The sequence below is a fragment of the Streptomyces sp. NPDC028722 genome (assembly GCF_040637655.1).
Lineage (GTDB): Bacteria > Actinomycetota > Actinomycetes > Streptomycetales > Streptomycetaceae > Streptomyces.
The window spans coordinates 75,527-88,238 of sequence record NZ_JBEZWU010000004.1 but is presented as its reverse complement, the minus strand read 5'-3'; the positions used below and the strand labels follow the sequence as shown (position 1 = coordinate 88,238).

Sequence of the window (12,712 nt, the reverse complement as noted above, 5' to 3'; positions counted from 1 at the left end):
GCGGTCAGGTGCGGGCGGTGTTGTCAGTGGCGTTTGGTAAGAATGCAAGCGTGAGCAGCGAGAACGGACCGGGGGACGGCGGCGCCGAGGTGGCGCCGCCGGAGCAGCTCGCGCTCATCCGGGAGAGCGTGCGGAAGGCGAAGGTGCCGCGGGCCAAGCCGCGGACCTGGCGGGGAGCCGCGCTCGCCGAGCACCTGCCCGTCGCGCGGGTGCTGGTCGACAAGGGCGTGCTGCACCTCGACCGCTACTTCGACTACGCCGTGCCGGCCGACCTGGACGCGCAGGCGCAGCCCGGAGTGCGGGTGCGGGTGCGGTTCGGGGCCGGGCGGCACCGGGTGCGCGCGGGGCGCCGGGAGGGCGGTGGGCTCGTCGACGGCTTCCTCGTCGAGCGGCGGGCCGAGTCCGACTACTCCGGCCCCCTGGCCGCCCTCGCCCAGGTCGTGTCTCCCGAGCCCGTGCTGGGCGAGGAGCTGCTGGGGCTGGCGCGGGCCGTCGCCGACCGCTACGCGGGCAGCCTCGCCGATGTGCTCCAGCTCGCCGTACCGCCGCGCAACGCACGCGCCGAACAGCGGCCCTCCCCGGCACCGCTGCCACCGCCGCCGGTCCCGGACACCGGCACCTGGGAGCGGTACGCGCACGGGAGCGCCTTCCTCGGCGCGCTGGCCTCGGGCGGGGCACCGCGGGCCGTGTGGAACGCGCTGCCGGGGCCGCTGTGGAGCGAGGAACTGGCCCGGGCCGTCGCCGCCACGCTGGCCTCGGGACGCGGCGCCCTCGTCGTCGTACCCGACGGGCGGGCCGCCGCCCGTGTGGACGCCGCGCTGACCGAGCTGCTCGGCACCGGGCGGCACGCGCTGCTCACCGCCGACGCCGGACCGGAGAAGCGGTACGCGCAGTGGCTGGCGGTGCGGCGGGGATCCGTGCGCGCCGTCGTCGGCACCCGGGCGGCGATGTTCGCGCCGGTGCGGGACCTGGGGCTCGTCGCCGTCTGGGACGACGGGGACGACAGCCACAGCGAGCAGCACGCCCCGCAGCCGCACACCCGGGACGTGCTGCTGCTGCGCGCCGCCCTCGACGGGTGTGCCTTCCTGCTGGGCGGCTGGACCTGCACCGTGGAGGCCGCGCAGCTCGTCGAGAGCGGCTGGGCCCGGCCGCTGGCCGCCGGCCGGGAGGAGGTGCGGCGGGCCACACCCCTGGTCCGGACGGTCGGTGACGCCGACCTCGCGCGCGACGAGGCCGCCCGCGCCGCCCGGCTGCCCACCCTCGCCTGGCAGGCGGCCCGCGAGGGGCTGCGGCACGGGCCGGTGCTCGTGCAGGTGCCCCGGCGGGGATACGCGCCCCGGATGGCCTGCGACCGGTGCCGGGCGCCCGCCCGGTGCCGGCACTGCTCCGGACCGCTGGAGGGGCAGGACGGCGGCGTCCTGCGATGCGGCTGGTGCGGGCGTGAGGAGAACGCCTGGCACTGCCCGGAGTGCGGCGGCTTCCGGCTCCGCGCCCAGGTCGTGGGCGCGCGGCGCACCGCCGAGGAACTGGGGCGCGCCTTCCCCGCCGTACCGGTGCGCACCTCGGGACGTGAGCATGTGCTGGACACCGTGCCCGGCACGCCCGCGCTGGTGGTCAGCACACCGGGCGCCGAACCGGTCGCCGAGGGCGGTTACGCGGCGGCGCTGCTGCTGGACGGCTGGGCCATGCTCGTACGGCCCGACCTGCGGGCCGGTGAGGACGCGCTGCGCCGGTGGATCGCGGCCGGAGCGCTGGTGCGGCCGCAGTCCGAGGGGGGCACGGTGGTCGTGGTGGCCGAGCCGACCCTGCGCCCCGTACAGGCCCTGGTGCGCTGGGACCCCGTCGGGCATGCCGTGCGGGAGCTGGCCGAGCGGGCCGAGCTGGGATTCCCGCCGGTGTCCCGGATGGCGGCCGTGTCCGGGCCGCCCGCGGCCGTCGCGGAGTTCCTGGCAGCGGTCGAACTGCCGCCGGACGCCGAGGTGCTGGGGCCGGTGCCGCTGCCGCCCCCGCCGCCCGGCCGGCCCCGCAGGCCCGGCGGGCCGCCGCCCGGTGAGCACTGGGAGCGGGCGCTCGTCCGCGTACCGCCGGGCAGCGGCGCCGCGCTGGCCACCGCCCTGAAGACCGCGCAGGCCGCTCGTACGGCCCGGGGGAGCGAGGAGCCGGTGCGGGTACGGATCGATCCGCCGGACATCGGCTGACGGGGGCGTGGGCAGGCGTACGGGGCGTGGGGCGGGAGGCATCGGCGGCGCGCGACTGCCTGAGCCCGCGATGCCGTGCCGGCTCGTGATGCCGTGCCCGTCTCGTTGCCGTTCCGGCCACCCCGTGGCCTGCGGAGTGACGTCCGCGACCGCCTCCGGGGGGCAGGCGCCCGGCCCCGGGGCAGGTCGCGGGCCGGGACGGGCCGCTGCGCCTCTCCGGTGAGTCCGCCGGTGCCCTGGTGCGGCAAGGGCACCCGGCACCCGGCGCCCGGCCCCGGGCCGGCCCGCGTCCGCGTCGGCATCCGGGGACAGGTCTGCCCTCCCGGGCGCGTTCGGGAGGGCAGGGTGCGGGCCGTCAGCCGTCAGCCGTTGCGCGGGCTGGGGAAGGCCGTCGGACGGGCGTCTTCGCGGAGCGCCGGGCTCCCCGCGGTCGGCTGGGTCGGCATGGAGCGAGCCGCCGGGACCGTGGGCAGTCCCGCGTTCGGGGTGAGCGTGCGGGCGCCGGCCGGCTCCGTCGCCCGGTCGGTCTCGGCGGCAGCCTGGGCCGCGGCGCGACGGGCGCCGTAGCGGCGGTGCACCGCCTGCTTGGTGACGCCGAGCGCGGAGCCCACCGCGTCCCACGAGAAGCCCAGCGAGCGGTCGAAGTCCACGGCGGCCGTGACCAGGGTTTCGACGCTGTCCCGCAGCTCCTGGGCCAGGCGCACCGTCGGGGCGGGGGCCCGGCCGTAGACGACGAAGCCCGTGGAGGGGCCGGAGCGGCGCGGGCGGTAGACGTTGCCCAACTGGGCGGTGAGCGTGCGCAGCGCGTCCACCTGCCGGCGGACCCGCTCGATGTCCCGCACCAGCAAGTGCAGGCTGGCCCGGGCCTGGGCGTCGTGGGTTGCATGGTCGGCCATGAACAAGCCTCTCCGAACCGGCGTTGAAAGGAACCGGGCCGCGAAAGGGGCCCGATGTGGTCAACTCTGTCTTGACCAACGCGCCGACGCTCCGCTGGTCACGGGCTGGGGGCGCGCGGTCCTGCGCGTACGCCGCCCACCCGCCCGCGCGCCGCCCGTGGTCATAGACTGGTGCGCTGCCCGCCCGACCCCCGCCCGAGAGGCCCGATCCCGCCCATGAAGCTCGTCTTCGCCGGTACCCCCGAGGTCGCCGTTCCCGCCCTGGACGCTCTGCTCGCCTCCGGGCGGCACGAGGTGGCCGCCGTCGTCACGCGGCCGGACGCGCCGGCCGGACGCGGACGCAGGCTGGTCGCGTCGCCCGTGGCCGAGCGGGCGGAGGAGGCCGGGATCGAGGTGCTCAAGCCGCTCAAGCCCCGCGACCCGGAGTTCCTGGAGCGGCTCAGGGTGATCGCGCCGGACTGCTGCCCGGTCGTGGCCTACGGAGCCCTGCTGCCGAGGGCCGCCCTGGACATCCCGGCCCACGGCTGGGTGAACCTGCACTTCTCGCTGCTGCCCGCCTGGCGCGGGGCGGCGCCGGTGCAGCACGCCGTCATGGCGGGCGACGAGATCACCGGGGCGTCCACCTTCCTCATCGAGGAGGGACTCGACTCCGGGCCCGTCTACGGCACGGTGACCGAGGAGATCCGTCCGACCGACACCAGTGGTGACCTGCTCACCCGGCTCGCCTTCGCGGGCGCCGGGCTGCTGGCCGCGACCATGGACGGTATCGAGGACGGCACCCTGAAGGCCGTACCGCAGCCGGCCGAGGGCATCACCGTCGCGCCGAAGATCACCGTGGAGGACGCCCAGGTGGACTGGGCGGCGCCGGCGCTGCGCGTCGACCGGGTCGTGCGCGGCTGCACCCCGGCGCCCGGCGCCTGGACCACCTTCCGCGGCGAGCGGCTCAAGCTCATCCAGGTCACGCCCGTGCCCGAGCGGACGGACCTCGCGCCGGGCCGGCTCGCGGCGGGCAAGAACAGCGTGCACGTGGGCACCGGTTCGTACGCCGTCGAGCTGCTGTGGGTGCAGGCCCAGGGCAAGAAGCCCATGCGGGCGGCCGACTGGGCGCGCGGGACGCGCATCGCGGACGGCGAGACGCTCGGCGGCTGACGCCCCGGACGGCGGCGGCGGGGACACGCCGACGTAGGCTGGGACCCGCATCCCCTTCATCACATCCGGAGCACCTTTTTCGTGAGCGAGCAGTCCCGGCGGCCCCGCGGGCCCGCCAAGCCCTACCGCCGTCCCCAGAAGGACCCCGTCCGCATCCTGGCCTTCGAGGCGCTGCGCGCGGTGGACGAGCGGGACGCGTACGCCAACCTCGTGCTGCCGCCGCTGCTGAGGAAGGCGCGTGACAAGGGCGACTTCGACGCCCGGGACGCCGCCCTCGCCACCGAGCTGGTGTACGGCACGCTGCGCCGGCAGGGCACGTACGACGCCGTCATCGCCGCCTGCGTCGACCGGCCGCTGCGCGAGGTCGACCCGCCGGTGCTGGACGTCCTCAGCCTGGGCGCGCACCAGCTGCTCGGCACGCGGATCCCGACGCACGCCGCGGTGTCCGCCTCCGTGGAACTGGCCCGGGTGGTGCTCGGGGACGGGCGCGCCAAGTTCGTCAACGCCGTGCTCCGCAAGGTCGCGCAGCACGACCTCCAGGGGTGGATCGAGAAGGTCGCGCCGCCCTACGACGACGATCCCGAGGACCACCTCGCCGTCGTGCACTCGCACCCCCGCTGGGTCGTCTCCGCGCTGTGGGACTCCCTCGGCGGCGGCCGGGCCGGCATCGAGGAACTGCTGGCCGCGGACAACGAGCGCCCCGAGGTGACGCTCGTCGCCCGCCCCGGGCGCGCGACCACCGGGGAGCTGCTGCGGGAGGACGCCGCCGAACCCGGACGCTGGTCGCCGTACGCCGTGCGGCTCGCCGAGGGCGGCGAGCCGGGCGCGGTCGAGGCCGTGCGCGAGGGCCGGGCCGGCGTGCAGGACGAGGGCAGCCAGCTGGTCGCCCTCGCGCTGGCGAACGCCCCGCTCGACGGATCCGACGCGCGGTGGCTGGACGGGTGTGCCGGACCCGGCGGCAAGGCCGCGCTGCTGGCCGCGCTCGCCGCCGAGCGGGGGGCCACGCTGCTCGCCTCGGAGAAGCTGCCGCACCGGGCGGGGCTCGTCGCCCGGGCGCTGCACGGCAACCCCGGGCCGTACCAGGTCATCACCGCCGACGGGACGCGGCCGCCGTGGCGGCCGGGCTCCTTCGACCGGGTGCTGATGGACGTGCCGTGCACCGGGCTGGGCGCGCTGCGCCGGCGTCCGGAGGCGCGCTGGCGCCGGCGCCCCGAGGACCTGGACAGCTTCGCGCCGCTCCAGCGCGGGCTGCTGCGTACGGCGCTCGACTCGGTCCGCGTCGGCGGGATCGTCGGCTACGCCACCTGTTCCCCGCACCTCGCGGAGACCCGGGCGGTCGTCGCCGACGTGCTCAAGCAGCGGCCGGAGACGGAGCTGATCGACGCCCGCCCGCTGCTGCCCGCCCTTCCCGCGCTCGGCGAGGGACCGGATGTGCAGCTGTGGCCGCATCTGCACGGCACCGACGCGATGTACCTGGCCCTGATCCGGCGCACCGGCTGATCCCGCCGCGCGGGCCGGCGGTGCCGCTGTGGTCGGTGATGTCCACAGGCAGTCACATATCGTCGCACCAGTACGATGAACGAACCTGCCTGTGGACGGTGGGGAACATCAGTGCCCCGGGCATGGCAGGCTTGGGGCATGGCCGTGCAGATCAATCCCAGCATCCTTTCCGCCGACTTCGCCCGCCTCGCGGAGGAGGCCAAGGCGGTGCAAGGCGCCGACTGGCTCCATGTCGACGTCATGGACAACCACTTCGTCCCGAACCTGACGCTCGGTGTGCCGGTCGTGGAGTCCCTGGCCCGTGCGACGGACACCCCGCTGGACTGCCATCTGATGATCGAGGACGCCGACCGCTGGGCGCCTCAGTACGTCGAGGCGGGCGCCTCCTCCGTCACCTTCCATGTGGAGGCCGCCGCCGCCCCCGTGCGGCTCGCCCGGGAGATCCGGGCCAAGGGTGCCCGCGCGTCCATGGCGCTCAAGCCCGCCACACCGATCGAGCCGTACGAGGACCTGCTCCCGGAACTCGACATGCTCCTGATCATGACGGTCGAACCGGGCTTCGGCGGCCAGGCCTTCCTCGACATCATGCTGCCGAAGATCCGCCGCACCCGTGAACTGATCGGCAAGCACGGTCTGGAGCTGTGGCTCCAGGTCGACGGCGGCGTCTCGGCCGCCACGATCGAGCGGTGCGCGGACGCGGGAGCGGACGTGTTCGTCGCCGGCTCCGCCGTCTACGGGGCCGAGGACCCGGCAGCGGCCGTACGTGCCCTGCGCACGCAGGCGGAGACGGTCACCGCCCAGGCGTCCTGGGCATGCGACCACTGAGCCACAGCGAAGTGAACGCTTGAATGAACGGCGCCCATCAGGGCGGATCAGCAGCGCCGGATCTGCAAGGATGAACGGCGAATCCAGAGTGTGAACAGCAGTGAGGAGATCGCCGTGTCGGGTATGTCGGCGGGCCGGTCAGCCATGCGGATGGGACCCGCTGAGCTGGTGCAGGCGGCGGCCATGGCCCGCCGCTTCTACCTCGAGGGCAAATCCAAGATCCAGATCGCGGAGGAGTTCGGCGTCAGCCGCTTCAAGGTGGCCAGGGTCCTGGAGACGGCTCTCGAACGGGATCTCGTGCGCATCGAGATCCGGGTGCCGGCCGAACTGGACGCCGAGCGCTCCGACGCGCTCCGCGCCCGCTACGGCCTCAGACACGCTGTCGTGGTCGAGTCCCCGGCCGACGCCGAGGACAGTCCCGACCCCGAGAACCTCGGGGAGGTGGCCGCCGACCTGCTCGGCGAACTCGTCAACGAGGGGGACGTCCTCGGGCTGGCGTGGGGCCGGTCCACCATCAACATGGCCGCGGCGCTCGACCGGCTGCCGCCGTGCACGGTGGTGCAGCTGACGGGCGTGTACGACGCCGGGACCGCCGAGCGCGGCTCGGTGGAGGCCGTCCGCCGGGCCGCCCAGGTGTCGGGCGGTGACGCGCACCCCATCTACGCGCCGATGCTGCTGCCCGACGCGGCCACCGCGGTGGCGCTGCGCCACCAGACGGGGATCGCCCGGGCCTTCGAGTACTTCGACAAGGTCACGGTCGCCTGCGTCTCCATCGGCTCGTGGGAGCCGGGCATCTCGACCGTGCACGACATGCTCAGCGACGAGGAGCGCGCGCACTACGCCTCGCTCGGTGTCGCCGCCGAGATGTCCGCGCACCTCTTCGACGCCGAGGGACGCCGGATCGGGCGGGACCTGGGGGAGCGGTGCATCACGGTCAAGGCCGACCAGCTGCGCCGCGTCCCGGAGGTCGTGGCGATCGCGGGCGGGCAGCGCAAGGGGGCGGCGATCGACGCGGTGCTCCGCTCCGGGCTGGTCACCAGCCTGGTGACCGACACGTCGGCCGCCGACTACCTGATGACCGCGGGACCCACGCCGAAGTCCGCGCTGAACCGTGCCGACCCCGACGGGCACTGACGGCCGGCCCCGGCGGCGGGCCGTCCTCCCGCGGCGGCCGGACGGCCGGGGCGGTTTCGCCGGCGTGCCGCCGCGGCTCGTCCTCCGTGCGTCGGCGGGACTGCTCGTCGCGCTGACGGGACTGCTCGTCTGCCTCTCCGTCCTGCTCACGGGCTGTGCGTCCCCCCAGGGCACCACGACGGCACCGGGCGCGTCCGCCCCGGCGTGGGCCGGGGGCATGGCCACCGTCCGCGAGTCCCGGCTCCCCGCCGAGGCCCGCCGGACGCTCGCCCTCATCGACCGGGGCGGTCCCTTCCCGTACGCCAGGGACGGAGCCGTCTTCGGGAACTTCGAAGGACGCCTGCCCCGGCAGCGGCGCGGCCACTACCACGAGTACACGGTGCGCACGCCCGGCTCGCACGACCGCGGGGCCCGGCGCATCGTCACCGGGCAGGACGGGGAGACGTACTACACCGATGATCACTACGAGTCGTTCCGGGCGGTGCTGAGATGACGGAAGACCTGGGCGGCCGGTATCCGGTCACCCTGGATCTGGACGGTGTCACGGACAAGGCGGGTCTGATGGACCGCGTCGCCCGGGCGCTGAACCTGCCCGACTGGTTCGGGCGGAACTGGGACGCGCTGGCCGATTCCCTCGCCGACGACTCCGGGTGGCCCCAGGGAGCCGCCGCGCGGGGACTGCTGGTCGTCGTACGGGGCTGGCGGCCGTACGCCGAGGCGGATCCGGACGCGTGGCGCACCGCGCTGGACGTGTTCGCCGAGGCGGCCGACGAGACGCCCGCGCTCACCGTCGTGCTGGCCCTTGGAGGATCCTCCTAGGCCGTCACGGCCGGCCTGGACGTTCTGTGAGGGCGGGACGGCGGTGGGGGCATGGGAGAATGAAGTACGTGCTCTTTCCCCCTGGCACACCTGTCCGGGGGCCACCTCTGATCGACTGGGATGTGCAGCACGTGCGTTTCCTCAATGACATCCAGCCCGCGTACGACCTGACGTACGACGACGTGTTCATGGTGCCGAGCCGCTCCGCGGTGGGCTCGCGTCAGGGCGTGGACCTCGCTTCGCCGGACGGCACGGGCACCACCATCCCGCTCGTCGTCGCCAACATGACCGCCATAGCCGGCCGCCGCATGGCCGAGACGATGGCCCGCCGGGGCGGCCTGGTGGTCATCCCGCAGGACATCCCCCTCGACGTCGTCACCGATGTCGTCTCCTGGGTGAAGAGCCGCCATCTGGTGCTGGACACCCCGATCGTGCTGGCCCCGCACCAGACCGTCGCCGACGCCCTGTCGCTGCTGCCCAAGCGGGCGCACAACGCCGGTGTCGTCGTGGACGAGAACCACCGCCCCGTCGGTGTCGTCACCGACACCGACCTGTCCGGCGTCGACCGCTTCACCCAGCTCGAAGTGGTCATGTCCAGGGACCTGCTGCTCCTCGACGCGGACATCGACCCGCGCGAGGCCTTCAACCGGCTGGACGCGGCCAACCGCCGCTACGCCCCGGCCGTGGACGCCGAGGGCAGGCTCGCCGGCATCCTCACCCGCAAGGGCGCCCTGCGCGCCACCCTGTACACCCCGGCCGTGGACGCGAACGGCAGGCTGCGGATCGCCGCCGCCGTGGGCATCAACGGCGATGTGGCGGGCAAGGCCAAGCAGCTGCTGGACGCGGGCGTCGACACGCTCGTCATCGACACCGCGCACGGCCACCAGGAGTCGATGATCAGCGCCGTCCAGGTGGTGCGCGCGCTCGACCCCCAGGTGCCGATCGTGGCGGGCAACATCGTCTCCGCCGAGGGCGTCAAGGACCTGATCGACGCGGGCGCGGACATCATCAAGGTCGGTGTCGGCCCCGGCGCCATGTGCACCACGCGCATGATGACCGGCGTGGGCCGGCCGCAGTTCTCCGCGGTCCTGGAGTGCGCCGCCGAGGCGAAGAAGTACGGCAAGCACGTGTGGGCCGACGGCGGCATCCGCCACCCGCGCGACGTCGCGATGGCGCTCGCGGCCGGCGCGTCCAACGTGATGGTCGGCTCCTGGTTCGCGGGCACCTACGAGTCCCCGGGCGACCTCCAGCAGGACGCCAACGGCCGCTTCTACAAGGAGTCGTTCGGCATGGCCTCCGCGCGCGCGGTGGCCAACCGCACGTCCGAGGAGTCCGCGTACGACCGTGCCCGCAAGGCGCTGTTCGAGGAGGGCATCTCCACCTCCCGCATGTTCCTCGACCCGGCCCGCCCGGGCGTCGAGGACCTGATCGACTCGATCATCGCGGGCGTCCGCTCCTCGTGCACCTACGCCGGCGCCGCCTCCCTGGAGGAGTTCGCCGAGAAGGCCATCGTCGGCATCCAGAGCGCGGCCGGCTACGCCGAGGGCAAGCCGCTGCACGCCAGCTGGAGCTGACCCCGCCCCCGTAGCCGGAGCCGACCCCGCCTCCGTCCCGACGGCCCCCGTTGCTCCCCCCGCGCGTCGTACCCGCGCCCGGGAGGAACGGGGGCCGTCGGCGTTCCCGGCACGGCCGGCGGACGGCGGCCGGCAGGACGGGGAAGGCGGTCCGTGAGGGCGCTGTGCAACGCTCGGCAGCGCGTGCGCAACGAATGGGCATTCCCGGCCGATAGACGCAATGATCATCCGCGGATGCGCAAGGTTGCTGCATTACGCCCGTGAAGGCCCGCCTCGTAGGGTGCTGCGCTAGACGTGGTGTGGCGGGGACCCCGCTCGGTCGGTTCCTGCCCGCGCAGGCTCCCACCGGTCCCCACCCACGAGGGCCGGCGGTCATGCCGGCCCGCCTCGCAATCCCCGGCAGCGATAAGGAGCCCACGCGTGCTCGATCAAGGCGCACCCCCGCAGAACCAGAAACCGGCCGCCCCCGCGTCCCCGGGCGTCGCCGCGCGCCTGATGCGTCGCAAGCCCGTGGAACTCCTGGTCGCAGAGGGCGGCCAGGGTGAGGGAGGGCAGCTGCGGCGCTCCCTCGGACTGTGGCAGCTGACCATGATCAGCATTGGTGCCACCCTCGGCACCGGCATTTTCGTCGTCCTCGGCGAGGCCGTCCCCAAGGCTGGCCCGGCCGTCATCCTCTCCTTCGTGATCGCCGGTATCACCGCGCTGTTCTCGGCCCTCTCCTACGCCGAGCTGGCCGGCACCATCCCGGTCTCCGGGTCCTCGTACTCGTACGCATACGCAACGATGGGCGAGCTGATCGCCTGGGTGTGCGGCTGGTGTCTGCTCCTGGAGTACGGCGTCTCGGTCGCCGCCGTGGCCGTCGGCTGGGGCGAGTACCTGAACGAGCTGCTGGACGGCGTCTTCGGCGTCACCATCCCGGACGCCCTGGCCAACCCGCCCGGCGTCCACGGCGGCGTGTTCAACCTGCCCGCGCTGATCGTCGTGCTCCTCGCGATGACCTTCCTCCTCGGCGGCGCCAAGGAGTCCGCGCGCGCCAACACCATCATGGTGTGCGTGAAGATCGCCGCGCTGGTGCTGTTCTGCGCCATCGGCTTCATGGGCTTCAAGTCCGGCAACTACTCGCACTTCATGCCGCTCGGCATGGGAGGCGTCAGCGCCGCCGGTGCCACGCTGTTCTTCTCCTACATCGGCTTCGACGCCGCCTCCACCGCCGGCGAGGAGGCCAAGGACGCCCAGCGCGACCTGCCCCGCGCCATCATGCTCTCCCTGGTCATCGTCACGGCCTTGTACGTGCTGGTCGCCGCCGTCGCGGTCGGTGCCAAGCCCTGGCGGACGTTCGCGAACTCCGAGGCCGCGCTCGCCCAGATCATGACGGACGTCACCGGCCAGAGCTTCTGGGGCACCCTGCTGGCCTTCTGCGCGGTCATCGCCATCGCCAGCGTCGTCCTGACCGTGCTGTACGGCCAGACCCGCATCCTGTTCGCGATGTCCCGCGACGGCCTGGTGCCCAAGGTCTTCGCCCGGGTCCACCGGAAGACCGGCGTCCCGCGTGCCAACACGGTCATCGTGGCCCTCTTCTGCGGCGTCCTCGCCGCCGCCATCCCGCTGGGACAGCTCGCCGACGCCACCAGCATCGGCACGCTGTTCGCCTTCGCTCTGGTCAACATCGCGGTCGTGGTCCTGCGCCGGACCCGTCCGGACATGAAGCGCACGTTCCGCGTCCCGCTGTCGTGGGTGCTGCCCGCGCTGGGCTTCCTCTGCTGCGTGTGGATGATGGGCAGCCTGTCCACCGTCACCTGGACCGTGTTCGGTGTCTGGATGGCTGTCGGGCTCGTGTTCTACTTCCTGTACGGCTACCGCCGATCCCGTCTCGCGACCGACGAGGACCTCGCGGTGACGGCAGAGAAGTGACCGGACCGAAGAAGTGAACCACCCCCTGTGCTGAACGATCTCGACGAACGCATCGTGCACGCCCTCGCCGAGGACGCCCGCCGCTCCTATGCGGACATCGGGCAGATGGTCGGTCTGTCGGCCCCCGCCGTGAAACGGCGCGTGGACCGGCTGCGCGCCACCGGGGCCATCACCGGATTCACCGTCCGGGTGGACCCGGCGGCGCTCGGCTGGGAGACCGAGGGGTACATCGAGATCTACTGCCGGAGCAACACCTCCCCGGAGACCATCCAGCGAGGTCTGGAGCGCTACCAGGAGGTGGTGGCCGCGTCGACCGTCACCGGAGACGCGGACGCGATCGCCCAGGTGTTCGCCTCCGACATGCGCCACTTCGAACGCGTGCTGGAGCGGATCGCCGGCGAGCCCTTCGTGGAACGCACCAAGTCGGTGCTGGTGCTGTCGCCGCTGCTGCGACGGTTCTCCTCCGGCGCGCCGGGGTGACCCCGGCGCGTCCCGTCCGGTGACCGGCCACCGGACGGGACACGGCCTTTCGACGGCCGAGCGGGCGCCCGTGGCCGAGCGGCGCCCGTGCCCCTCACCACCGACCGGCACAACCGGCCCGGGTCCGCGCCTCCCCCGCGCGACCCGGGCCGGTCCGGTCCTCGTCGGAAGCCGGGCGCATACGACGCCCCGCCCCGTCCCTCATGGAGCCCGCGGCGGCGCCCCG

11 protein-coding genes are annotated in these 12,712 nt (G+C 74.0%); 10 read left to right on the top strand and 1 reads right to left on the bottom strand.

All coding sequences use genetic code 11. The annotated features are described in order from the left end of the window. Positions 1-50 precede the first annotated feature (50 nt). Positions 51-2,198 (top strand): primosomal protein N', encoded by a 2,148-nt coding sequence (locus AB0F03_RS07975; protein WP_361987659.1) that lies wholly within the window; start codon positions 51-53, stop codon positions 2,196-2,198. 362 nt (positions 2,199-2,560) lie between these two features. Here AB0F03_RS07975 and AB0F03_RS07970 read toward each other — a convergent pair whose 3' ends face one another. Beyond that, positions 2,561-3,094 (bottom strand): hypothetical protein, encoded by a 534-nt coding sequence (locus tag AB0F03_RS07970; RefSeq protein WP_361987657.1) that lies wholly within the window; start codon positions 3,092-3,094, stop codon positions 2,561-2,563. A 216-nt stretch (positions 3,095-3,310) separates the two neighbouring features. Between AB0F03_RS07970 and fmt the strand changes: the two genes are divergently transcribed. From fmt to AB0F03_RS07925, 9 genes are all read left to right on the top strand, one after another. Next, a complete protein-coding gene (fmt, locus tag AB0F03_RS07965; protein WP_361987655.1) occupies positions 3,311-4,243 on the top strand; it encodes a methionyl-tRNA formyltransferase in 933 nt (310 codons plus the stop codon). Between the two features lie 81 nt (positions 4,244-4,324). Further along, positions 4,325-5,743: a transcription antitermination factor NusB gene (locus AB0F03_RS07960; RefSeq protein WP_361987653.1), complete on the top strand. Its 1,419-nt coding sequence runs from the start codon at positions 4,325-4,327 to the stop codon at positions 5,741-5,743. 138 nt (positions 5,744-5,881) lie between these two features. Further along, positions 5,882-6,568, top strand: a complete 687-nt coding sequence (rpe, locus tag AB0F03_RS07955; protein ID WP_361987651.1) for a ribulose-phosphate 3-epimerase — start codon at positions 5,882-5,884, stop codon at positions 6,566-6,568. A 90-nt stretch (positions 6,569-6,658) separates the two neighbouring features. Beyond that, the gene (locus AB0F03_RS07950; RefSeq protein ID WP_356824576.1) at positions 6,659-7,702 is read left to right on the top strand and encodes a sugar-binding domain-containing protein; all 1,044 of its coding nucleotides are present in this window, start codon (positions 6,659-6,661) and stop codon (positions 7,700-7,702) included. A gap of 64 nt (positions 7,703-7,766) precedes the next feature. Beyond that, the gene (locus tag AB0F03_RS07945) at positions 7,767-8,195 is read left to right on the top strand and encodes a ribonuclease domain-containing protein (protein ID WP_361988215.1); all 429 of its coding nucleotides are present in this window, start codon (positions 7,767-7,769) and stop codon (positions 8,193-8,195) included. After that, complete coding sequence (locus tag AB0F03_RS07940; RefSeq protein ID WP_361987649.1) at positions 8,192-8,521, top strand: barstar family protein; 330 nt, start codon at positions 8,192-8,194, stop codon at positions 8,519-8,521. The genes AB0F03_RS07945 and AB0F03_RS07940 overlap by 4 nt, the downstream gene beginning before the upstream one ends. Positions 8,522-8,652: 131 nt before the next feature. After that, on the top strand, positions 8,653-10,095 hold the full coding sequence (locus AB0F03_RS07935; RefSeq protein WP_361987648.1) for a GuaB1 family IMP dehydrogenase-related protein: 1,443 nt from the start codon (positions 8,653-8,655) through the stop codon (positions 10,093-10,095). 420 nt (positions 10,096-10,515) lie between these two features. After that, on the top strand, positions 10,516-12,006 hold the full coding sequence (locus AB0F03_RS07930) for an amino acid permease (RefSeq protein WP_361987646.1): 1,491 nt from the start codon (positions 10,516-10,518) through the stop codon (positions 12,004-12,006). Between the two features lie 27 nt (positions 12,007-12,033). Beyond that, positions 12,034-12,486 carry an Lrp/AsnC family transcriptional regulator gene (locus AB0F03_RS07925; protein WP_121789788.1) on the top strand — a complete coding sequence of 151 codons (453 nt, stop codon included), beginning with the start codon at positions 12,034-12,036 and terminating at the stop codon, positions 12,484-12,486. Positions 12,487-12,712 lie beyond the last annotated feature (226 nt).